Origin of the sequence: Rhizobium sp. TBD182 (assembly GCF_001950375.1) — a bacterium.
Lineage (GTDB): Bacteria > Pseudomonadota > Alphaproteobacteria > Rhizobiales > Rhizobiaceae > Agrobacterium > Agrobacterium tumefaciens.
Window position 1 is genome coordinate 1 of sequence record NZ_BDLN01000009.1, and the last position, 22,792, is coordinate 22,792.

Here is a 22,792-nt window from a genome sequence, read left to right on the forward strand (position 1 = left end):
AGCGAGAATGATGCCGGCTGCAAAGCTGATGCCAACCACAACAAGCGAGGTCAGGATCGTGGAATTCGTCTGATCCGTCAGATCGTCGCTGCCTTTTGCAACACCCTTGGCAAGCTTGTCCAGCAATGCCGTTATGATGGCTGACGTTCGTTGGATGGAGACGTCTGCGTGGGCGAGTTGTACGGCGGATTCCGCATTTCTGTTCGCCATTCCCAGCTCAACGGCCTTGTCGGTAATTTGCGCGATGGACTGGGATTGCGCGATCAAGGTATCGACAGCAGCGCTCTCTTCCGGAAACACTGTCTTGACATTGCCCAGCCGCTCCAGAAGCTCGCGTTTGCTGTCAATATAAGCCTGCTTGGCAACGTTGATTTCCGCAGCATTCGCATCGTAAGCCATGACCTGATAGGCGCGATATGCCAGGGCGACGAGATTACGGTTTGCCCGCGCAAGCTCCACCAGCGCAGCATTATCGCTGGCGATGAATTCGGAATAAAGCGTGTCGGCTTCCTTGTAACGCGTTGCCATGAACGCGGTGGCACCGAGACCGACGATGCAGAGTGGCAAAATGAGTGACAGGATTTTGGTGCGGATACGGGCATTTTGAAGAAAGGACACGGGAAGCTCCTGAAATGGATGCCGCTCCTTTCCCGTGCCGGAGGTGTTCGGCAAAAATGACATTGCACGTCTAAAGCCTTCATCATCAAGGCCCCATCAGCCGGATCATCGGCCCTTGTCGCAAACTGCATCATGCATCTGGCCCGCAGGGGGATGCCTGCCCTGAAATTTATGCAAGCACCTGTTCCGGGAATCCGGCGGCTACGCGACAGACGGAAAAGACTGGCCGCAACAGGAAGAAGATCAAGGAACAGTACTTTATAATATTCTTTTATTTACTTGCAAATACAACAATTATACTTTAAAACTTTAAAATTCCTTTATGCCGCATGATCTGCTTCGAATTTGCACGGGACAAAAAAACGGCAGGCCTTTCAGCCTGCCGCATGCATTCCCGATAGTGGCGTTGGGAGCGCTCGCGGTAGCGTCAGGCGGCCGCGCGCCGCAATGCCGTTGCAACCGTGTGGATATGGGCAGCGCCAATGCCGCAGCAGCCGCCGATCATGGTTGCGCCGGCATCCGCCCAGGAGCAGGCGAACCGCGAATAGACATCGTCGGTCAGGTCGGTGCGCGTGCCGTGCAGACCTTCATTGGCGGCGGAATCGCCCTGTTCACCTTCGAAGGCATTGGCATAAACGCCGATCTCAAGCGAAACGCCCTTTTCCGCAAAGACGGCGGATGCCGTTTCCACGGCGGCTTTCATGATTTCCGGCTTGCTGCAATTGAACAGCAGGGCGGCAGCGCCAGATTGCGCGGCCCATTCGGCCGCCGCCTTTACCGTTTCACCAGAGCGCAGCGCAGGCTCGCCGCCGCCTGTCGCAGCCGCATCGTCGTTCAACGTGAAGGAAATCCAGAACGGTTTGCCGGTTGCGGCCACGGCTTCCCGCACCGCTTCGCCTTCGGCGATCAGGCTCAGCGTCTCACCCAGCCAGACATCGACGAAGGACCCGAGATTGTCGACCAGTACCTTCAGATAGTCCTGCACCCGCGTTGCATCGAAATTCTGCGGCTCATAGGAGCCGAAGATCGGCGGTAGCGAACCGGCCACCAGCACGTCGCGGCCGGAGGCATCCGCAGCCTCGCGCGCCAGCCTGCCGGAAAGGGCGATCAGCGATTCGCCATCCTTCTGGAAACGCTCCTCGCCGATATGGAACGGCACCAGCGCATAGGAATTGGTGGTGACGACATCGGCACCGGCCTCGATGAATTCCTGATGCACCTGCCGCACGATATCAGGTGAATTGATGAGCGCCAGCGCCGACCATTCCGGCTGTTTCAGCTCGGCGCCGAGCCGCTGCAATTCGCGGCTCATGCCGCCGTCGAGAATACGGATAGTGCCCATGTTCATGCTCCTTGAACGGTTTACCGCCGGACCGGCACCTGCTGTTCGATGAGACCGAAACAGCGGGCAATTATGGCGGTGAGAATGAGATAAAAGACGGTGACGACGATCAGCGGCTCATAGACGAGCAGCGTGTCCTGCCGCACCTTGTAGGCGACGGCGTAGAGGTCCATCACCGTCACGGTAAAGGCAAGCGGCGTGGCTTTGAGCTGCATCACCACCTCGCCCGCAATTGTCGGCAGCGCGATGCGGATGGCGCGCGGCAGCCAGATGCGGCGAATAAGGGTGAAACGGCCCATGCCGAAAGCCCGGCCCGCCTCCAGCTCACCCTTTGGCACAGCCAGCAACGCGCCGCGCAGAACCTCGGCCTCATAGGCCGCGTAATTCAGTGTGAAGCTGACGGCGGCGAAAAAGAAGCCCTCGCGCAGCACCGGCCACATGAAACTCTGACGTAAGCCGGGGATCATCGGCAGAAACGAGCCGACGCCATAATAGAGCAGCCAGAGCTGGATCAGAAGCGGTGTGCCGCGAAAGAAGGTGCAATAGGCGCGCGCCAGAATTTTTGTCACCCGCCCGCCGCTGACCTGCGCGAAGGCAAGCCCGATAGCGAGAAGAAAACCAATGCTGACGGAGATCACGAGCAGCGCAAGCGTTTGCCAGGCACCGGACAGAAGCAGCGGCCAATATTTGGCGATCCATGAAAAATCCACGCAGCTTCCCCTTTATGCCAACGCCGGCTGGCCGCGCCGCACACGGCGCTCCAGCAGCGAAAAGACGAGGTTGGAAACCAGCGTAATGGCAAGGTAAAGCAGGGCTGCGGCAAGAAAGAACAGGAAATATTGCTTGGTGCTGGCCCCCGCCAGCCGTGTCGCAAGCGCCAGTTCCTGATAACCGACAACCGCCACCAGCGCGCTATCCTTCGTTACCGCAAGCCAGAGATTGGCAAGGCCCGGCAGGGCGTTCGGCAACAGTGCAGGCAAGACCACACGGCGGAAACGCAAGGCCGGCGACATGCCGAAGGCGCGCGCCGCCTCGATCTGCCCGTTCGGAATGGCAAGGATCGCACCGCGCAGCACCTCGGTCATATAGGCACCCTGCACGAAACCCAGAACCGCAACAGCGGCAACGAAACCGTTGACTTCCAGAGGCGGCAGGCCTGCCAGTTGTAGCAGCCGGTTCAGGCCATCAGTGCCGGCGTAATAAAGCCCGACGATGAGGATCAGTTCGGGAACGGCGCGGATTGCCGTCGTGTAGAGATTGAGCAGAAGGCCAAGCGGCCTGTTGCCGGAGAGCTTGCCGAGTGCACCGGCAAGCCCGATGACGATGCCGATCAGATAGGCACCGGCGGAAATGGCAAGCGTCGACGCCGCACCCTTCAAAAGGGTGCCGCCCCATCCCGGAGGATAGGGTGACAGCAGTTGCAGCGTGGTTTCAAGGCTTGCCATTTATGTGACCGGTCAGGAGAAATTACTTACCGTAGATATCGAAGCTGAAGTATTTCTTGGTGATCTCGTCATACTTCCCGCTGGCGCGAACGGCGGCGAGAGCAACGTTCAGCTTGTTCTTGAGTTCGGTGTCGTCCTTGCGCAGGCCGCCGGAAACGCCAAGGCCGAGGATTTCCTTGTCATCCGCAACGTTGCCCATGTCGGCGCAGCAATCCTTGCCGGCATCGCTCTTCACGAAGGCATCGAGAACGAGCGAGTCGCCGAACACATAGTCGATACGGCCCGCTGCGAGATCCTGAAACGCCTCGTCCAGCGTCTGATAGGTCTTTTCGTCAGCGACATCAGCGAAATATTTCTTGTAATATTCGGACTGGATGGTCGCGACCTGAATACCGATGGTCTTGCCCTTGACGTCTTCCGGCGCCGCACCCGGCTTGCCATCCTTGGCTCCGATCAGCTTGCTCGGCGTGTTGTAATATTTGTTGGTGAAATCGATGACCTTCTCGCGCTCTTCCGTGTTGGACATGGACGACCAGATAACATCGAACTTCTTCGTCTGCAGCGCCGGGATGAGGCCATCCCAGGAAAGCTCGACGATCGAGCATTTTTCCTTCATTTCCGCGCAGACGGCGTCCATGAGATCGATTTCCCAGCCCTGCCACTTGCCGCTGGCATCCTTGGCGAAGAAAGGTGGGTAGGATTCGTTCATGATGCCGAAGCGGACATCGGCGCTGGCGGTGAAGGCGGAAACCGCAAATGCCGTTCCGGCAAGCAGCGTGGCGAAGAATTTCATTTAAAGTCTCTCCTGTTAAAACAAACGGCGAAGCGAAACGGCCATCACGCCAGCGCGCCCGTAAATTCCCTGCAACGGGCGCTTGTGGGATTGCCGAACACCTGCGCCGGTGGCCCCGCTTCCTCCACACGGCCCTGATGCAGAAACATCACCTCGGTGGAAACATCGCGCGCAAAGCGCATCTCGTGAGTAACGAGCAACATTGTGCGGCCTTCCTCGGCCAGATCGCGGATGACCTTCAGCACCTCGCCCACAAGTTCCGGATCGAGCGCCGAGGTGGGTTCGTCGAACAGCATCACCGCCGGCTCCACGCAGAGCGCGCGCGCAATCGCGGCGCGCTGCTGCTGCCCGCCGGAGAGGAACGCCGGATAGGCATTTTTCTTGTCGTAAAGGCCAACTTTGTTCAGCAGGGCTTCGGCCTTTTCCACCGCCTCCTGCCGCTTGACGCCGAGAACGTGAACAGGCGCTTCGATGACATTTTCCAGAACGGTGCGGTGGGCCCAGAGATTGAAATTCTGGAACACCATGCCAAGCCCTGTCCGCAGCTTTTCCACTTGCCGCCAGCTTTTCGGCACAGCCTTGCCGTCCCTGCCAATCTTCATGGCGATCTCCTCGCCATTGACGATGACCCGGCCGCGATCCGGCGTTTCGAGAAAGTTGATGCAGCGCAGGAAGGTACTCTTGCCGGAACCGGACGAGCCGATGATCGATATGACATCGCCTTTGTGGGCCTTCAGCGAAACGCCCTTCAAAACTTCGTGTGCGCCGAAGCTCTTGTGGATGTCATCCGCTTCGAGCGCACAGGCGCCTGTATCTGCCATTTATTGACCTTGCCGATCCGGTTCATTGCGTGTCGAGCAAAATGCGGAGCGGTTTTGCGACAGGACATGCATAACAACAAAGACTTAAGCCACGCATGTTTAGCGAAACCCGCTGCAAACGCGCGCAATATCAGGCTCTTTTACACATTTGAAACGAAAAATCATTTCAAAATATCATCTGCGAGCAACGATCTGCGCGATTTGCCCCTGATGCGCCTCGCCACGCTGGCCGCGTTACTGCCAGTCAGGGCCAATTGCGGTTCCGCCTGCGCCTCATCCTCGACAAGACTGGCATTCGCCTGCAAACGCAGGCCCATCACGGCAACGACGAGGAAAAACCAGACGAAACCGGTACTGAGGAAGAACATCGTTTCGAGAAAGCCGTAGAGCAGGACATAAAGCCAGACGCCGACATAGAGCTTCGTCAGCGGGCTTTTGCGCGTGGCCTCATCCATCTTGCCGAGATCGCGAAGCGGCATCAGACAAATCCACGTCAGCACCAGAATAAGACCTGGCACGCCGCCGCCAAGCACAAGGTCGAAATAGCCATTGTGGGAATCCGGCGCCGTCGTTGCCCAGGTATTGTTCTCGGTGAAGCTCGTCATCAGGGTGTCGCTGCGCCAGAAGGCCTGGTAGCCGTATCCGACGATCGGGCTTTGGCGGATATAATCTATGGAGACGGTCCAGATATCGGTTCTGCCGGTGAAACTGGCGTCGATCCCCAGTTTCGTCAGCATCTGTGAAAAGACCGGATCAACGGTCGTGCCGACGATCACCACGGCGAAGGTTCCCAGAAGCACGGTCACAACAGCGTAACGCCATCTTGGCCAGCCCACGATGAACCAGCCCGTGGCGATGATGATCGGCATCAGGCCGAGCGCGGTCTTGCCACCCGACTTGACGAGAAAGATCAACGACAGCAACAGAACCGCCAGGCCGCCGATAAGGGACCAGCGCTTGCACAGATAAATCCCGACGATCATCAGCACCGCCATGATCGAGGCTGCCTCGTTCTTGTGGCGGAAGACCCCGCGCCAGTTGCCTGCGAGGAGCGGCTCCAGCGCATCGCTTGCCTGATGGATCGACCGCGACGGCAGGACAGCAACGCCGAAATAGCAGAGGAACAGGATGATCAGCACGCATGTGGCAAGCAGCGTGGTGAAATGCCGCTCGGTGCGCGGCAATTGCAGGAAGCAGCTGGCGAGCACGCAGATGATGGCGCACATGGCAAGCCGCCGCAGCGAAAACACCGGCGCGCCGCCCACCACCGAGGTGAAGATATACCAGCCGAAGATCGCGAGCATCAGCAAACGCGGCGTAAAGACAATGGAAGACGACCGCTCCTTTGCCATGAACGCCACGAAACTGATGAGCAGGATGATCGCGGTGAGCTGGTTGAGGAGGTTGGACCCGGCCGCCATGGCGGACCCCAGATAGGTCGAGGAAAGCGAGATATAGGGCGAGAAGCCGACCGTGAAATAAAAGAACGTCACATAGAAAAGTGCATTCCGCCAGGCAACACTCGCCTGCTCATCATGCGCTGCATCCATCAGGTAATTTTCTCTACCTTTTTCCATACGTTCTCACATCGTACCCGATGCTTCGTCTCGGTAACATGAATATCCCGTCAAAACCCTATTTTTTAGTTATTCATAATACACGGAGGAATAGTAATTCCATTATAGAGGAATGAAGCCCGGGAAATTGAAACGGAACCTGATTTTCGAAGTCAACATATGGATAAGGGTAGAATCTTGACCATATCAAACTTCATCTGTCAAATTTAAGTTGCTGATTTCCCTATTATTGGCTAGACATACGCCCTCGTAAAGGTTGCTTATATCTATTTGACGACAGAGATATTTCGCTACGTTAAGGATATACTGGGGTGATGATCCGAAATTCTGTTTAACGTATATTAACAACTCTGGATATATCTTTGGCTTGTTGATTTCATAAACGCGTAAATAGCTGGAAACCGACGGTGGACGTTCCGATACACACCAATATGGACGATAGCAACAACGAAGGGGCGACACAACGCCCGGTTCAGCCAGCTGCGCCCGGCGTTCGACCCATGCGCAGGGACGATCTTCCGGCTGTCGAGGTTGTGCTCAACAGCGCGTTCAAAAAGACCGGGCTTGATAGAAACTTCGACTTCGGCGCTTACGTCGAAACATTGTTTTTCAGCAGTCCTGTGTTTGATCCCGAATATGGCAGCGTTGTCTACGATGCTGGAGAGAGCGGCGTTACCAGCGTTATCCTTGCCGTCCCCATGCGGTTTGTCGCGAATGGAAAACCCATTACCGCAAGGTTGTTATGTGCTTTCGCGTCGAAAGGAAAACTCGGCGCACTCGGCGCCGCGCGCCTGTCCCGCGGCATGCGCGCGACGAAACACGATATGCTGTTTTCGGACACGGCCTCCCCCGTCAGCGCCGATCATTGGCTTGCGATCGGCGGCAGCATGTTGCCGATGGAAAGCCTCCAATGGCACAAGGCGCTCAAGCCTTTCAGCGCGATTGCCCTGCGCATGCCGCGCCGTTCGCAAGTAGTCAAATCCAGGCCCGGACTTATGGCGCTTGGATTTGTGGACCGTATCCTGCGATCGTGGAAAAAGGGCATAAGGCCCAATGAAGTTGCCGGCACCACGGTCAGACCGGTGGATTTCGAGACGTTCCGACGCAACGCGCTGACAATGATCGAGCGTTTTTCCGTCCGCCCGGAATGGTCCCACGAGGAATTCCACTGGCTGATCGAAATGAGTAAAACCAACGGCACCCTTGGTGAATTGAGCAGCCTGGCGATCGAAAATGCCGAAGGCCGCATCATCGGCGCTGCCCTGTATTTCGGACAGGCGGGACGGACCGCCTATGTGCTGAACCTCGTCTGCGATGCCGGTCGCGAAAACGACGTGCTCGGTGCGCTGTTCCGCCATTTCGATGATGAGAACTATGCCCATGTCACCGGCATGTCGCAGCCGTTTCTCATGAACGCGCTCTACCGTCAGAACCACGTGACCTTCCATCATCGCGGTTATTTCTGCATGGCCACCCGGGATGAAGCCCTCCGGGATCGGGCGCTTGCCGGCGATATCTATATTGGCGGGCTAAGCTCGGAAAGCTGGAGCAAGCTCATCACAGATTTCTAAGGCACTTGCGCCGGTTGTGAAGAAAATGCCGAGCCTTCTATGCCCCAGTGAAGCGCTGGACATTCGCTGAAATCAGGTGACGCAGCGCCTTCGCGTAACGTTTGGAGCGCGTCTTGGCCGCAAGGGCGCTCGACCAGTCCACCATCGATCCGTTGATATCGAAATCTCCGAGCTGGCCTTCGGGAACGTCACCCTTTTCGATGCGCTCGACGATGGAGCCCAGCGCCGCGTAAAACTCGGGCGAGCGATAGGGCGGATGCAGCGAATACATGCCCTTGCCCGTGCCGAGAAAATCAAGCCGGTATACGCCGATGCGCATCATATTGTCGCTCAGCACCTCTTCGGCAGGCATTGAGACCGGTTGCTGATTATAGGCATAGGAGCGGATGCGCCGTTTGACGTCGGGTCTCAGCAGTTCGAGCGAGCCGATACGCTTGGCGAAACGGTCCATGTCGATCATGAACAGGCGGGTGGAAACGGTCGCGAACCGCCATGTAGGAACGCGCGACGGCAGCTTGCGCGGTTCGGGAATGTTTTTCACCCCCGGCATGCCGACATGGCGGGAGATATCGAGATCGCCGCGCACGGTGGGCGGCCCGGAAAACGGCGTGATGCAGAGCGCGTCCGGGTTGGCCTTCTGCAGCGCAATGGCTTCGTTGAACCAGCTCTGGCTGCCGCCGCCAAACATCATGTCGCTGTCCATATGCAGCACATAACGGGCGTTGGCACGTTTCAACCCGTGGAAATAAACATGGAAAGGCCCGCCGTCGAAAGCCTTGGCGGGATAAGGAACCGGCGAGCGCGAAAAGAACGTCTCCGCCACCGCACTGCGCGCCGCATCGCTATAGTCGGCAATATCCACATACAGATGCGGATAGTTGGACTGCATTTCCTCCAGCATGTCAAACAGGCGTTTGCTGGCGGCCTCGAAACCGTTGCCCTTGTAGCGGCCGGCTCCAACCTGGCCGGTATCCACCGTCAGGAGAATGCGGTCCACCTGCCCGCCCCAGACCCGCAGCTGATGCGGAACGGTCAGGGCCGCATGCGGTGCGTCGAAGGGATGCAGATTGATTTGCAGCGCCTTTTGTACGGGAGGAAACGGCATTTCAGCAGTCATAATTACGCACCACGGTTCCGGAATTCATTGATGACGGCCATCATGGGTTTTTCGTTGAAGCTCCAGTCGAGCGGCAGCGGCCGGTTCGCGGTGCCATCCCGGCGGGGATAGGCCCAGCGAATCCAGGTATATTGGTCCGAAATGCCCCATGTGGTGATGGAGGAAAGCGGGCCGCCTTCGCACGCCGCTTCGAGAAAATCGCGGACCTGACCGTTTATCAGCATGTCGCGCTCGGCTTCCGGGGCGGGAAGCGTCTGGTCCATCGCATCCAGTTCCGTCACCAGAACGGCAAGACCATAACTGCGCATTTCCTTGGTAAAGGCGGCAAGCTCGTCTTTCGCAATGGGCCAGCCACCGCGCAGATGCCCCTGCAGGCCGATAGCATTGATCGGAGCGCCTTTCTCTAGCAGCTCGAGAATGAGATTGCGGAAGGCCGCGCGCTTGGCCGGCGATTTCTCGACCGCAAATTCCACATCATATTCGTTGAGGACGAGCTGGGCCTTCGGATCGACGGAATGGGCGATGTCAAAGGCCTTTTTGATGGCGTCCGGGCCTGCGCCATAATACCAGGCGTCGCGGCGCGAGCGCACGTTGCCGGGCACGTCGGGGATAGGCTCGTTGACCACATCCCAGCTGTGTATCACGTCCTTGTACCGTTCCATCACCTTGACGATGTGGGTTTCCATCAACTTCTCGACCTTCGCGCCGCTGCCGATGCTGGCAAGCCAGGGCGCGTTGGAAGCGTACCAGATAAGCGGATGACCATGCATGGTGAGTTTGTTCTGGCGCGCGAAGTTCGCAAGCGCATCGGCAGCGGCAAAATCGAAAACGTCTGCCGAAGGCCGCATGACCTCCCATTTCATTTCAGTAACGGGTGTGATGCGCGAGCAATATTTGACCACCGCTTCGCCGATGCGGCTATCGGCGGTAAGGTCCGGCAGATAGATGGCCGCACCGTAAGGGGCAATCTTTGTCGACGTTTTCCTGGTCGCGGCAACGCCTTGCCCGGCCATGGCATGCAACAGGCCCGCGCTTGCAGCACCACCCAGAAAATTCCGCCGCCCGATCCGCATTCGCCCGCCTCCACAACCCCGGCGCATCGGCCTGAAAATCGAAAGCGATTTTCGAAAGGGACGATGCGCATATCACAACTGTCAGAACGTCATTGATGCGTCCCAATGGCCGCACGACGCTCTAATTCTCAAAACATAACATCTTGATCATGCCAAAAGGATATTAAAGATTTGCAAGGTTAACTGACGCTATACCACGTCACAATTGGCGCAAGCCGGCTTAATCCGGTAGTAACTTCAGTGTGAGAATTGTTGACCCGCCCCTGATGGAGTAAAAATATTGGTTTCCGTCTCGATTGTCATTCCCGTTCGCAACGGCGAGCGTTACATCGTGGAAGCGATCGAAAGCGTGTTGTCTCAGGGGAAAACCGTTTGCGAAGTGCTCGTCATCGATGACGGCTCCACCGACACAACGGCGCAAAAGGTGCAAAGTTTCGCCGATCCCCGCGTAAAACTGCTGGCCCGGCCGCAGGGACGGCAGGGCGTTTCCGCCGTACGTAATTTCGGCCTGTCGCAGGCGCGCGGTGAATGGACGATGTTTCTCGATGCCGACGACCGCGTGAAGCCGGGCGCGATCGCCGCCCTATGCGCCGGCATCTCCGGACCGGATGTCGTTGCCGTCTACGGCGATTATGAGCGCATTGATGAGAATGGCGCCAAGATCGGACGGCGCAACCTCATCAGACGGCGGGAAAAACCTGATGGTTTCATCCTCCAGCCGCTTTTGGGCGGAAACTTCATCGTCAATGGCGGCATCATGCTGGTTAAAACCCGCATCTTTCAGGATTTTGGCGGTTTCGACGAGACATTGCGTTACGCGGAAGACTGGTATGGCTGGTGCCGGCTGGCTGCCTCCGGCCGTTTCGCCTATCTGCCCGGCCGCCACGTGCTGGATTACCGGGTGCACCGGACAAGCGTGATGATGAACCGCCTTCTGACCTTCCGGGATTGCGAACCGGCGATCGAAGCGGTGTTTTCCGATCCCGCCATCGTCGCCGCCATTGCGCCGCAGGAATTGCGCCGGCTTCGCCGCAAATCCGAAAATCACATGAATGCCTATACCGTGGCGCAGGCCTTTCGCGCCCGGCGCTATCGCGAGGCCTTTTCGGCGCTTGCCGATACATTTGTCAATCGCCCGCGCCAAAGCCTGCGCGCCGTCGTGTTTTCCGCCGCAGCCCTTGCCGGAATTTAGGAGTGTCCATGTCCGAAATCATGCCGGAAGCGGTGGTGTGCATTCCGAGTTTCCGCAGGCCTGCAGGTTTGCAGAAGACGCTGAACTCGCTGGCAGCCCAGAAGGTCGATTTCCCCTTCGCCATCGTCGTTGTCGACAATGACGGGGTGGGCCAGGCGGGGCTGGCCGTCGCGCGTGCGTTTTTCTCCGAGAGCGGAATGATGGGCCAGACGCTGGTCGAGCCGACGCAGGGCAATTGTTACGCCATCAACACGGCATTCCGCACGGCGCGGCAGAGCTATCCATCCGCGCAGTGGTTTCTGATGATCGATGACGACGAAGCGGCCTCGCCCGTCTGGCTCGCTGAAATGGTCTCTGCCGCAAAATCCTTCGGCGTCGATATCGTCGGCGGGCCGGTCGATCGCGAATTCGATGCCCCCGCACCCAAGGCGGTTCTGGCACACCCGCTGTTCGGCTCCATCGAGGCACCCACCGGCGTAGTCGATCAAATCCATGGGTCTGGCAATTGCCTGATCTCGAGGCGGGTTTTCGAAACGCTGGAAAAGCCGGAATTCGATGTACGGTTCAACTTCCTCGGCGGCGGCGACATGGATTTCTTCACCCGTTGCCGAAAGGCGGGTTTCAAATTCGCCTGGAACGCTCAAGCCCTCATCATCGAATATGTGCCGGAAAACCGCATGGCGCCGCGCTGGATCATGGAGCGCTCGCTCCGAACCGGCATCATCAATTACAGCATCGACCGCGCCCGACGCCCCGGCCTGAAGGGCGGGCTGCTGCTTGCCGCCAAAAACGTCATCAGCCTGTGCCTGTCACTGGTCCGCGCCGTTTCCGCATTCCTGAAAACCGGTGCGCTGCTGCCCGCCACGCATCCACCGCTTATGTCCATCGGCCGCGTCATGGCGAGCCTCGGTATTACGCTCACGCCCTATAAGGCGCCGGCGAAAAAGGCCTGAACGCGGGCTCGTTCCGGCAGTTAATATCAGCTTTTCAGCTCAGGGTTTTTTCCCTGCGCAAAGAGATCCCATTCACATGCCGTTTCTGGGAACCGAATGACGAAAAAACGGCTGCAAGAATGAGAAGCGGCACAAGAACCGGCCAGAAGAAACAAAGGATGATACCGGTCACCCGGTAAAAGTCCCAATCCTTGTCGCGGCGGGCGCCTTCTATATAGGTCATGGCAAGAGAAGTAACGGTGCCAATCCCATATACGAAAAGAGAAATGGACGTAATTACCATCGCTGTCCTCAATATATTTCTGATTCGAATAAATATGTAATATCCGCTCAGTGTACCGCCGTTACGCCCACTTGCAACGATTTTCCGCGGAAAGACACCTCCACCCCGATACGTTAGAGCGACCTCATATAGCGCGACTCCATATGATGATTGCATGCGCCGGCAGATGCCGCTCAAATGATATCGATCCTGAACCGGCCGGACGGTCAGGGGCAATTCCGTAAAGAATCAATGAGAATGCGCAGATTTCAGACCTTGCCGGCCCCGAACCCGTAGCGATGCTTCAGCAGCGAATATATGGCGATGGGATTGGTCAGCAGGTAGCGCTTGCCGAGACGCCTCGGCTCAAGCATGGCCCTGTAGAGCCATTCGAGCCCCATATCCTGCATCCATTGTGGCGCCCTGCTGTTCTTGCCCGCGAGAAAATCGAACAGACCGCCGCAGGTCTTGATCACCGCAATGTCGGAAAGCCTGTCGAGATTGCGCGCGACGAAACGTTGCTCCAGCGGTATGCCGAAGCCCACCCAGAGAATATCGGTCTGCGATGCGACGATATCGGCAAGGATCGCCTCCTCGTCGCCGGGTCTGAAATAACCATTGCGCCGACCGGCAAAGACAAGCCGTGGATAGAGCTTTTGCATTTCCTCGACTGCCGCGCGGTTCACCTCTTCGGAACCGCCGAGAAAATAGAACCGCGTGCCGGTCGCCTCAGCCCTCCGGGCCACCGCATGAACGAGATCCGTCGTCGCCACACGTTCCCGCAGCGCCCTCACGCAGAACTGGCGGGAAAAGATCACCAGCGACATGCCGTCGGCATGAATCTGGTCCGCCTGCCGCAGCAGGGCTTCGAATTCCTTGTCTTGGTGACAGAGTGCGATGACCTGACCGTTCGCCGATGTCGAATAGAACGGCTTTGCGCCGGCCGCGCGTTCACGTTCCGCCCGCAGGATAAAATCCTGCGCCGTCTCTTCGATGGTAGCATCGGTGATGGGCAAAGCCGCAAGCGGAACAACCGGCCAGTGTGTGCCAGGCCCTTCCGCATGCGGGACATCTCTCCCTGTCATATTCTGTCCGGTGTCCAAGATAGGCATCGTTTCACTGTTATATTCACGCATAGGATTAAGGTATAAGGCTTCAAACACTACGAATAACTATCATTAATATTCTTATAAATCTGACGCTTGAATCAAACAATTATACGCCCGGGGGTTGAGTGACCACCCCAACCTCTCCTCACCCTATTCCGGTTTTGCGGTTGATGGGTTAAGGGACGACGAAACCACACCATAGAAAAGGTCCCGGCCATGGAAACCATATCGATCGACAACCGCGGCGATTTCGGCCTTTGGGCCATCGAACGGGCAAAAGAAATCGTCGCCAACGAGGCGTCCGATCTTGCCGTTTCGGTCCGTGACGGCGACGAGACAGGCATTCGCGATGCGGGTAATGCGCTGGGTGCCGCCATCGCCGCCGCCCTGCTCGAAGTCTATGACGGCCTGATGTCCGAGGAATAAGCGCGCGCGGTCGCAGCCCTCAGGCGTAGCGTTCCGCGTGATCTGTCCGGCGCAGAAAACCCAAAAGCCCAAGTGCGATGGCAATTCCGAGACCAAGGAACAGACCGCCCACGCCACCGGCGATCAGGAAGATCAGCTTGCCGGGCGGCCAGCTTCTGGAATTGGGCGCTACCGGCTGCGAAATCACCCGCACATTGGTGGAATCGATTGTCTGCTGCTCGGCGATCTGACGTGAGCGATTGAGATAGGTCTCGTAGATCGCGGCAGCTGAGTTGGCGTCTCGCTCCAGATCGCGCAGCCGCACCTGCGCCTCATTGTCGGTGAAGACGTTGGCGCGTTCCGCAACCGCCTTCAGCCGCAGGGCATCAAGCGAGGAGCGGGCCTCGGCGACATTGGTCTTGGCCGCCAGCAAAATCCGCTGCGCCTCATCCGCAATGCCGCGTTCCAGCATATCGCGTTCCGCCCCGGCCGTCGCCAGACGCGGATGGCGGGCGCCATAGGTCAGCGTCATCGCCCCAATCTGCTGCTGCAAGGTGCTGTATTGCGCACGGATGGTGTTCATGGTCTGGCTGTCGAAGATCGCGTCGCTCTGGGTGCGGTTCTGGGCAATCGCCGCCTGCATCTGCTTGAGGCGCGACTCCTCCTGAATGACGCGCTGCTGCGCGGCAAGAACCTGCGCATTCAGCTCGCCGGACGCCAGATTGCTGACCAGCTGGCCGTTATTCTCCTGCAGGCCGTTTTCGCGGCGGAAATCGGCGACGCGCTTTTCGGCAACCGTCACGTTCTGACGCATTTCCTCAAGCCGCTTCTTGAGATCATCGACAATACGCAGGCTGCTGTCCGAGGTCGTCTGGAACAACTCGCTTTCGAAAGCCTTCACCATCGCCTTCGAGACTGTCACGGATTTGTCCGGATCATTGGTCCAGACCGCAAGCGTCACCACGAAGGAACGCGGATCCCGTTCCGCCGCAACCCGTTCGCCCAGCGAACGAAGCGCGCCGACCTTGTTGTCACCATCTTCCGGCTTGGGTGAAAAAAATGCTTTCAGCCGCGCAAGAGGCGGTGGGGATATGAATTCCGGGTCCTCATCCAGTTTCAGCTCGTCCACCACCCGCGCCAGCACGTTGCGCGACGTGACGGTGCGCAGTTTGCTCTCCACTTCGAGAATCTGGGTGTCGCGCTGCTGGTTGGGCGAAAACACCCCGTCATTGACGACATTCAGGTTGGAGGGATTGACGACGATATCCGTATACGCGGTGTAACGCGGCGGCGTCATATAGGCGTAGGCGAGTGCAGCGGCGACGCAGAGAATGATCGCAAGCACAATCCAGACGATCCCGGCACGCAGCCAGCCGAGTACCTCGTCGACACCGATCCGGTCGATATATTTCAGGCCCGGCAGCGTGGCCGCGAGACTGTTGCTTGGCGAGGCCGGCCTTGTGGGCTTTTCAGCCGGAGCGGGTTCGGCAACGGCAGCTGCCGGCTTCGGCTCAAGATGCTCTTTCAGCACCGTGCGCTCGAAAACCTCATCCTCATCCACCAGATCGTCCAGCAGGGAACCGTGGGGTCTGGCGGCGGGCGCCGCTTTTTCATCCAGCGGACGTGCCTGCTTATGTCCCGCCTTTTGAAGCCTGTACATCAGCCAATCCAACTTGAACGAACCACAAAAAAGGCCTGCAACAGATGGTTTTCATCGTCGCCAGAACCACTATTAACCGGCAAGTCTAGATATAACGGGTGAATTTTAGGTTACCCGCATCATCCCCCGCCATCATCACCTATTCGCCGCGTGCATGAAAGAGATGATTGACTTGAATGGATCGATACGGTTCTTTCTGGCGTTATATTTTTGTATTATCCATTTGAACCTCAAAGATTTTATCGAAACGGAGTTTGGCATGAGCCTGAAATTTGGAACGAGCGGCCTTCGCGGCCTGTCTGTCGATCTGAAAGGAAAGGCCTCGGCCGTCTACGCAACGGCATTTGCAAGGCACCTTCTCACATCGGGTCAGGCAAAGGCGGGCGACCCCATCCTCGTGGCCCGCGATTTCCGAGATTCGAGCCCGGATGTTTCCGCAACCTGTATCGCCGCGCTGAAAAAAGCCGGCCTCACGCCGCTCGATTGCGGCACCGTGCCGACACCGGCACTGGCGCTTTACGGACTTTCCCTCAAGGCCGGCGCGCTGATGATAACCGGTTCGCATATTCCGGCCGACCGCAACGGCATCAAGTTCTACCGCCCAGACGGCGAAATCGACAAACAGGACGAAACGGCGATCGCCGCACTCGCAGCCGAAGTCGAGGCTGAAGGGATTAACGACGAGGCCGCAACGGCGGACGACCATTCCGCAATTGCAGCCGAGCTCTTTTATGAGCGCAATGCCGCACTCCTGCCGGAAAAGGCGCTGTCGGGCCTGAAGATCGGCGTTTACCAGCACAGCACGGTGGCGCGCGATCTCTTCGTCGACGTTCTCGCCCACTATGGCGCCGAAGTTGTGTCGCTCGGCCGTTCCGAGACCTTCATTCCGGTCGATACCGAGGCGGTCTCCCCTGAAACGCTGGAGCTTCTCAAAAAATGGGCGCCGGAACACGGCCTCGATGCCATCGTTTCCGCCGATGGTGACGGCGACCGGCCCCTGCTTGCCGATGAAAACGGCGTGCCGCTGCGCGGCGACCTGATCGGATTGATCACAGCGAATTTTCTCGATGCCGGCGTAGTCGTCACCCCCGTCACCTCCAATTCCGGCATTGAGGCGAGCGGTTCGTTCAAGGTCATCCGCACCAGGGTCGGTTCGCCTTTCGTGATTGCCGGCATGGCACAGGCCCTTGCCGAAAGAAACAACGGCGTCATGGGTTTCGAGGCCAATGGCGGCCTTCTGACAGCCTCAACCTTCACATTGAACGGCAAACCGCTATCGCCCCTGCCGACGCGGGACAGCTTCCTGCCCATCCTCGCCGTATTGCTTCTCTCCGCCGAGCAGAAAAAGCCGCTATCGCAGATTGCCGCCGCCTATAACCTGCCGGTCGCGGCTGCCGATCGTCTGGAAAACTTCGCACAGGAAAAAAGCGCTGCCCTGATGACGCATCTGCGCGCCTCGCGGGATAATCTCGAAACCTTCCTCGCCCCCGTGGGCACGGTCAAGGCGCTGAGCGACATTGACGGCCTGCGCGTGGCCCTGACCGACGGCAGCACCATCCATTTCCGCCCGTCCGGCAATGCTCCGGAAATGCGCTGCTACGTCGAGGCCGCCAATCAGGACGAAGCCGAAACGCTGCTCAGCAAGGGCCTCGAGCTCATCCGCAACTTTGGATGAGTGGATGGCGCTGAACGCTTGAAGCGGACGGCCACCATGAATGTCCCAGTGTCGCAAATGTCGCATCCCGTCTTTGCCTGTTGCTCTTCCCGCTCCGGAAAGCGATAAGGGCCGCAGGGTTCAAGGAGGCGGGATGTGAGCGGCGAGACCATTACCCTTTATGAAGCGATCGGCGGCGATGCCACAGTCAGAGCACTGACCCGGCGCTTCTACGAATTGATGGACACCCTGCCAGAGGCGGCGCATTGCCGCGCCATCCATCCAGCCGATCTTTCCGGCAGCGAAAGCAAGTTCTACGATTATCTGACCGGATATCTTGGCGGACCGCCGGTCTATGTCGAAAAACACGGCCACCCGATGTTGCGCAGGCGTCATTTCGTGGCCCCTATCGGACCCGCCGAGCGGGACGAATGGCTGCTCTGCTTTCGCCGCGCGATGGACGAGACCATCGAGAACGCAAAGCTCCGGGACATCATCTGGGGACCCGTGGAGCGGCTGGCCTTTCACATGCAAAATCAGGAAGCGAATAACCCATGACGACGGAAAGATTGCGCGCCTTGATTTTGCTGCTGGGCAGCCTTTTGGGTGCTGCCGGCGTCATGCTTGCCGCCGCCGCCACCCATACCGGCGAAACCTATATGCTTGGCAACGCCTCGACCATGGCGCTCGCCCATGCGCCAGTGCTTGTGGCACTGCATATCGGCGCGGACCGCATCAGAACCTCCATTCCGGCAGGGCTGATTCTTGGCTTCGGCACGGCGATTTTTGTTGGTGATCTCGTCACCAGACATTTTTCCGGTCACAGCCTGTTTCCCTACGCGGCCCCCTTGGGTGGCCTCGGCATGATCGCGGGATGGCTGGTGCTCTGCGCCGGTGCATTTTTGAAGCCGAGGGGCTAAATCGGCATCAACGCCGTTTCCAGCGAAACGACAGGATGTTGCCGCCACGTTGAGCCGCGTCACCGATCTCGAAGAACGGCTTTTCGCCCGGCTGGCGGGTGCGCAAATAGGGAAAAGCCAGCACATTGCCGCCGTCAGCTGCGGCGCGGTTGCGCCGCTCGCGTTCGCCGACGACTTCATACATCTCCGTCAGGGCCGGATCGGCGCCCTGGTCGGCCATCTTGTGCAACTCCACGCGGCAGGCCTCAGCCACCGCCTGCTCTGCATCCTTGAAATTATTGCGCTCGTCGCTCATCGTTTAAGGTCCGTTCATTCATCGTCTGCAGCGCTCGCTCCAGACTGGATTTGCTGCCATTGCGCAGCGGAATGAACGTCTTGCCGAATTTCTTGCAACCGGACTTCACCCGCAGACACGCATCGTGGCTGATACAGTCGATCGGGCAGAAAACGCAGTCGACGGAGGGAAGAACAGTGTCGATACGCGAGACCGCCTCACGCAATCCGCCATCGTGATGGATAAGCTCGGCGCCGAAATTGCTGGCGATCTGGCGAAGATGGGCAACCTGACAGTCACGGCCGCCAACATAAAGAAAGCTCTTCGGACCGGAAAGCTGCTGTTCGGCCACATCCTTTTCAGGTTGAGGCGCGCCCTTGCCCTGCTTGCCGCCGCGTTCGGCTTTCTTCTTTTCCTTGCGTGCCATTCCCTCACCTGCCGGTTGATTTTTTCATGCCCCGACGTTCGGGATGCCGGCACCATAATAAAGATGAGTTTTGGAGTAAAGTATAAAGGTGATAATTTTCCTCATGTTTTGACATAAAGAATCGATCACATATTCGCGATAACCTCACCAGATCAGTTGTTGATCTTCAATCCGCCCATGAAAAGCTGCTCCAGGTGCCGGGCTGCATCCTCAAACCGGCCTTCGCCACCGTTTTTGTCGCCCAGCACGGCCCGCACCTGCACGTCGAAATCCGCATAGTGCTGCGTGGTCGACCAGATCGAGAAAATCAGGTGATAGGGATCGCATTTCGCCATCCGCCCGGCCTTGATCCAGACGCGGATTACCTCCGCCTTTTCATCCACCAGTTGCTTTAGCGGACCTTTCAGCTCATCCTCGATATGGGGCGCGCCCTGGAGGATTTCATTGGCAAACAGGCGGCTCTCGCGCGGAAAATCGCGCGACATTTCCAGCTTGCGGCGAATATAGGAGCGGATTTCGCTTTCAGGATTGCCCTCGGCATCAAAAGCCCTGAGCGGATCCAGCCAGGTATCCAGCACCCGCTCGATCAACGCGCGATGCATCGCCTCCTTGGTGCGGAAATAATAAAGCACGTTCGGTTTCGACATGCCGGCGGCCTCGGCAATCTGGTCGATGGTGGAACCGCGAAAGCCGTTGGTGGAAAACACACTCAGCGCGGCCTCAAGAATCGCTTCCTGCTTTTCTTCCTGAATGCGGGTCCGCTTCTGTGTTTTCGCTGCGCGCGGTATGGCCATACTCTGCTCTCTGTGTTTCTTTTCGATGCAATTGCCGCTACAGTATGCTTAAAAAATAATCGACGCGTACAGTTTAGGCAAAATTAGTGCGATTCGTCACGAAAATCCCTTGCTGACGTCATGGCGAATTTGCAATGTTTACCAGCCGGTCAATTTATCCACCATCGCCATCACAAGGCAATGGCTGTTATCTTAACCGGCAAAAACGGGAACGGCACAAGCTTTGCTTCGATAAAAACAAAACAGGTGAGGACGACACTTCATGGCAGCGGGTAAGAACTTGACGGTCAATGGCGACCGTCTGTGGGACAGTCTGATGGACATGGCGAAAATCGGCCCCGGCATTGCCGGCGGCAATAATCGCCGCACGCTGACGGATGAAGATGCTGAAGGCCGCAGCCTGTTCAAGCGCTGGTGCGAAGCGGCCGGCCTCACGATGGGCGTCGACAAGATGGGCACGATGTTCGCCACCCGCCCCGGCGAGGACCCGGATGCACTGCCGGTCTATATCGGCAGCCATCTCGACACCCAGCCAACCGGCGGCAAGTTCGATGGCGTTCTCGGCGTGCTGGCTGGACTGGAAGTCGTGCGAAGCCTGAACGATCTCAACATAAAGACGAAACACCCTGTTGTCGTCACCAACTGGTCCAATGAGGAAGGCGCGCGCTTTGCCCCAGCCATGCTGGCTTCCGGCGTCTTCGCCGGCATTCACGATCTCGATTACGCCTATAGCCGCACCGATACCGACGGCAAGACCTATGGCGACGAGCTGAAGCGCATCGGCTGGCTGGGTGAGGAAGAGGTAGGCGCCCGCAAGATGCACGCCTATTTCGAATATCATATCGAACAGGGGCCTATCCTCGAGGCGGAAGGCAAGCAGATCGGCGTCGTTACCCATGGTCAGGGCCTGTGGTGGCTGGAAGTGACACTGACAGGCAAGGAAGCGCATACCGGCTCGACGCCGATGGCCATGCGCGTCAATGCTGGCCTCGCCGCCGCCCGCATCCTCGAAAAGGTGCAGGAAGTGGCGATGGCCCACCAGCCGGGCGCCGTCGCCGGCGTCGGCCAGATGATCTTTACGCCCAATTCCCGCAATGTGCTGCCCGGCAAGGTGGTTTTCACCATCGACCTCAGAACCCCCTCGCAGGCGAAACTCGACAACATGCGCGCCATCTTCGAACGCGAGGTGCCCGTTATCGCCGAAGAACTCGGAGTCGGCTGCGCAATCGAGGCCATCGGCCATTTCGATCCCGTCACCTTCGATCCGGTGCTGGTGGGCCGCGTGCGCGCTGCTGCCGAAAAGCTGGGCTACAGCCATATGGACATCATTTCCGGCGCCGGCCATGATGCTTGCTGGACAGCAAGGGTTGCCCCCTCCACCATGATCTTCTGCCCCTGCGTGGACGGTCTTTCCCACAATGAAGCCGAAAACATCTCCTCCGAATGGGCCGCCGCGGGCTGCGACGTGCTGCTGCATGCGGTGCTGGAAACTGCGGAGATCGTGCAATGACCGCCACCATTATCAAGAACGGCACCATCGTCACCGCCGACCTGACCTACAAGGCCGATGTTAAAATCGAAGGCGGCAAGATCACCGAGATCGGACCCGATCTGACCGGCGGCACAGTGCTCGATGCCACGGGATGTTACGTCATGCCCGGCGGCATCGATCCGCATGTGCATCTGGAAATGCCCTTCATGGGCACATACTCCGCCGATGATTTCGAGAGTGGCACGCGTGCCGCCCTTGCCGGCGGCACGACCATGGTGGTGGATTTTTGTCTGCCCGATCCCGGCCAGTCGCTGCTCGATGCCCTGCAAAGATGGGACAACAAGGCAACGCGCGCCAACTGCGATTATTCTTTCCACATGGCCGTTACCTGGTGGGGCGAGCAGGTCTTCAACGAGATGAAGACTGTGGTTCAGGAAAAGGGCATCAATTCGTTCAAGCACTTCATGGCCTACAAGGGCGCGTTGATGGTGAATGACGACGAGATGTTCGCCTCCTTCTCGCGTTGCGCCGAGCTTGGCGCCATTCCCTTCGTGCATGCGGAAAACGGCGATATCGTCGCGCAGATGCAGGAAAAGCTGATGGCGGAAGGCAATGTCGGGCCGGAAGCGCATGCCTATTCCCGGCCGCCCTCCGTCGAAGGCGAAGCGACCAACCGCGCCATCATCATCGCCGATATGGCCGGTGCGCCGCTTTATGTCGTTCATACATCCTGCGAGCAGGCACATGAAGCCATCCGCCGTGCGCGTCAGAACGGCATGCGCGTTTATGGCGAACCGCTGATCCAGCACCTGATCCTCGATGAAAGCGAATACGCCAATGCCGACTGGGACCATGCTGCCCGCCGGGTCATGTCGCCACCCTTCCGCAACCGCCAGCATCAGGATAGCCTCTGGGCGGGTCTCGCCTCCGGCTCGCTGCAATGCGTGGCGACCGACCATTGCGCCTTCACCACCGACCAGAAACGCTTCGGCCTCGGTGATTTCCGCAAGATCCCCAATGGCACCGGCGGGCTGGAAGATCGCATGCCGCTGCTCTGGACCCATGGCGTGGCGACCGGCCGGCTGACGATGAACGAATTCGTCGCCGTCACCTCCACCAACATTGCGAAAATCCTCAACATCTATCCGAAAAAGGGCGCGATCCTCGTCGGCAGCGATGCCGATATCGTCGTCTGGGACCCGGCGCGGGAAAAGACCATCCGCGCGGAAAACCAGCAATCGGCCATCGATTACAACGTGTTCGAAGGACAGAAGGTCAAGGGCCTGCCGCGCT

22 protein-coding genes and 2 pseudogenes are annotated in these 22,792 nt (G+C 58.3%); 9 read left to right on the forward strand and 15 right to left on the reverse strand.

Going from position 1 to position 22,792, the window contains the following annotated elements; translation table 11 throughout:
• From T18_RS21330 to uppW, 7 genes and pseudogenes are all read right to left on the reverse strand, one after another.
• Positions 1-618 (reverse strand): annotated as a pseudogene (locus tag T18_RS21330) (methyl-accepting chemotaxis protein); the annotation flags it as partial.
• A gap of 427 nt (positions 619-1,045) precedes the next feature.
• Positions 1,046-1,960: a homocysteine S-methyltransferase family protein gene (locus tag T18_RS21335; protein WP_013636680.1), complete on the reverse strand. Its 915-nt coding sequence runs from the start codon at positions 1,958-1,960 to the stop codon at positions 1,046-1,048.
• Between the two features lie 20 nt (positions 1,961-1,980).
• Positions 1,981-2,670: an ABC transporter permease gene (locus T18_RS21340; RefSeq protein WP_013636681.1), complete on the reverse strand. Its 690-nt coding sequence runs from the start codon at positions 2,668-2,670 to the stop codon at positions 1,981-1,983.
• A 12-nt stretch (positions 2,671-2,682) separates the two neighbouring features.
• Entirely contained in the window at positions 2,683-3,405 is a 723-nt protein-coding gene (locus T18_RS21345; protein WP_013636682.1) for an ABC transporter permease, read from the reverse strand.
• A 22-nt stretch (positions 3,406-3,427) separates the two neighbouring features.
• Positions 3,428-4,198, reverse strand: a complete 771-nt coding sequence (locus T18_RS21350; protein WP_038491962.1) for a transporter substrate-binding domain-containing protein — start codon at positions 4,196-4,198, stop codon at positions 3,428-3,430.
• Positions 4,199-4,242: 44 nt separating this feature from the next.
• Positions 4,243-5,019, reverse strand: coding sequence for an ABC transporter ATP-binding protein (locus tag T18_RS21355; RefSeq protein WP_038491965.1), 777 nt, complete (start codon positions 5,017-5,019; stop codon positions 4,243-4,245).
• A 161-nt stretch (positions 5,020-5,180) separates the two neighbouring features.
• Positions 5,181-6,596 (reverse strand): Wzy-type polysaccharide biosynthesis protein UppW, encoded by a 1,416-nt coding sequence (gene uppW, locus T18_RS21360; protein WP_019565136.1) that lies wholly within the window; start codon positions 6,594-6,596, stop codon positions 5,181-5,183.
• A gap of 500 nt (positions 6,597-7,096) precedes the next feature.
• On the opposite strand from uppW, the gene T18_RS21365 reads away from it, so the two are divergent.
• Complete coding sequence (locus T18_RS21365; RefSeq protein WP_038492918.1) at positions 7,097-8,167, forward strand: hypothetical protein; 1,071 nt, start codon at positions 7,097-7,099, stop codon at positions 8,165-8,167.
• A 37-nt stretch (positions 8,168-8,204) separates the two neighbouring features.
• On the opposite strand, the gene uppG is transcribed toward T18_RS21365, so the two are convergent.
• Together uppG and uppI are read right to left on the reverse strand one after the other, a co-directional pair.
• On the reverse strand, positions 8,205-9,284 hold the full coding sequence (uppG, locus tag T18_RS21370) for a polysaccharide biosynthesis glycosyltransferase UppG (RefSeq protein WP_038491968.1): 1,080 nt from the start codon (positions 9,282-9,284) through the stop codon (positions 8,205-8,207).
• A 2-nt stretch (positions 9,285-9,286) separates the two neighbouring features.
• Positions 9,287-10,357, reverse strand: a complete 1,071-nt coding sequence (gene uppI, locus T18_RS21375) for a polysaccharide biosynthesis UDP-hexose transferase UppI (RefSeq protein ID WP_003513843.1) — start codon at positions 10,355-10,357, stop codon at positions 9,287-9,289.
• A gap of 280 nt (positions 10,358-10,637) precedes the next feature.
• Between uppI and uppH the strand changes: the two genes are divergently transcribed.
• A complete protein-coding gene (gene uppH / locus T18_RS21380; RefSeq protein WP_038491970.1) occupies positions 10,638-11,549 on the forward strand; it encodes a polysaccharide biosynthesis endo-1,4-beta-xylanase UppH in 912 nt (303 codons plus the stop codon).
• 8 nt (positions 11,550-11,557) lie between these two features.
• Complete coding sequence (gene uppJ, locus T18_RS21385; protein WP_038491972.1) at positions 11,558-12,502, forward strand: polysaccharide biosynthesis UDP-hexose transferase UppJ; 945 nt, start codon at positions 11,558-11,560, stop codon at positions 12,500-12,502.
• A 34-nt stretch (positions 12,503-12,536) separates the two neighbouring features.
• Here the strand turns inward: uppJ and T18_RS27815 are convergent, their stop codons facing one another.
• Together T18_RS27815 and uppL are read right to left on the reverse strand one after the other, a co-directional pair.
• The gene (locus T18_RS27815; RefSeq protein ID WP_038491976.1) at positions 12,537-12,785 is read right to left on the reverse strand and encodes a hypothetical protein; all 249 of its coding nucleotides are present in this window, start codon (positions 12,783-12,785) and stop codon (positions 12,537-12,539) included.
• A gap of 248 nt (positions 12,786-13,033) precedes the next feature.
• Positions 13,034-13,849, reverse strand: coding sequence for a polysaccharide biosynthesis UDP-hexose transferase UppL (gene uppL / locus T18_RS21395; RefSeq protein ID WP_034502051.1), 816 nt, complete (start codon positions 13,847-13,849; stop codon positions 13,034-13,036).
• 240 nt (positions 13,850-14,089) lie between these two features.
• On the opposite strand from uppL, the gene T18_RS27210 reads away from it, so the two are divergent.
• Positions 14,090-14,299, forward strand: a complete 210-nt coding sequence (locus T18_RS27210; protein WP_003513853.1) for a hypothetical protein — start codon at positions 14,090-14,092, stop codon at positions 14,297-14,299.
• Between the two features lie 19 nt (positions 14,300-14,318).
• Here T18_RS27210 and uppM read toward each other — a convergent pair whose 3' ends face one another.
• A complete protein-coding gene (uppM, locus tag T18_RS21405; protein ID WP_038491979.1) occupies positions 14,319-15,938 on the reverse strand; it encodes a polysaccharide biosynthesis protein UppM in 1,620 nt (539 codons plus the stop codon).
• A 259-nt stretch (positions 15,939-16,197) separates the two neighbouring features.
• Between uppM and uppO the strand changes: the two genes are divergently transcribed.
• From uppO to T18_RS21425, 3 genes are all read left to right on the forward strand, one after another.
• The gene (gene uppO / locus T18_RS21415; RefSeq protein ID WP_038492921.1) at positions 16,198-17,613 is read left to right on the forward strand and encodes a polysaccharide biosynthesis phosphomannomutase UppO; all 1,416 of its coding nucleotides are present in this window, start codon (positions 16,198-16,200) and stop codon (positions 17,611-17,613) included.
• Between the two features lie 135 nt (positions 17,614-17,748).
• Positions 17,749-18,150: a group II truncated hemoglobin gene (locus tag T18_RS21420; protein ID WP_013636696.1), complete on the forward strand. Its 402-nt coding sequence runs from the start codon at positions 17,749-17,751 to the stop codon at positions 18,148-18,150.
• The gene (locus tag T18_RS21425; RefSeq protein WP_038491982.1) at positions 18,147-18,512 is read left to right on the forward strand and encodes a DUF423 domain-containing protein; all 366 of its coding nucleotides are present in this window, start codon (positions 18,147-18,149) and stop codon (positions 18,510-18,512) included. Before T18_RS21420 ends, T18_RS21425 begins: the two co-directional genes overlap by 4 nt.
• A gap of 7 nt (positions 18,513-18,519) precedes the next feature.
• Here the strand turns inward: T18_RS21425 and T18_RS21430 are convergent, their stop codons facing one another.
• From T18_RS21430 to T18_RS21440, 3 genes and pseudogenes are all read right to left on the reverse strand, one after another.
• A complete protein-coding gene (locus T18_RS21430) occupies positions 18,520-18,807 on the reverse strand; it encodes a hypothetical protein (RefSeq protein WP_003513867.1) in 288 nt (95 codons plus the stop codon).
• Positions 18,788-19,111: pseudogene (locus T18_RS21435) on the reverse strand (DUF2325 domain-containing protein); the annotation flags it as partial. The gene T18_RS21430 and the pseudogene T18_RS21435, both read right to left, overlap by 20 nt.
• Before the next feature lie 254 nt (positions 19,112-19,365).
• Positions 19,366-20,007, reverse strand: a complete 642-nt coding sequence (locus T18_RS21440; RefSeq protein ID WP_003513869.1) for a TetR family transcriptional regulator C-terminal domain-containing protein — start codon at positions 20,005-20,007, stop codon at positions 19,366-19,368.
• 262 nt (positions 20,008-20,269) lie between these two features.
• On the opposite strand from T18_RS21440, the gene T18_RS21445 reads away from it, so the two are divergent.
• Together T18_RS21445 and hydA are read left to right on the forward strand one after the other, a co-directional pair.
• Positions 20,270-21,517, forward strand: coding sequence for a Zn-dependent hydrolase (locus tag T18_RS21445; protein ID WP_038491985.1), 1,248 nt, complete (start codon positions 20,270-20,272; stop codon positions 21,515-21,517).
• On the forward strand, positions 21,514-22,792 hold a 1,279-nt coding region (hydA, locus tag T18_RS21450; protein ID WP_323455247.1), incomplete at its 3' end, for a dihydropyrimidinase. The genes T18_RS21445 and hydA, both read left to right, overlap by 4 nt.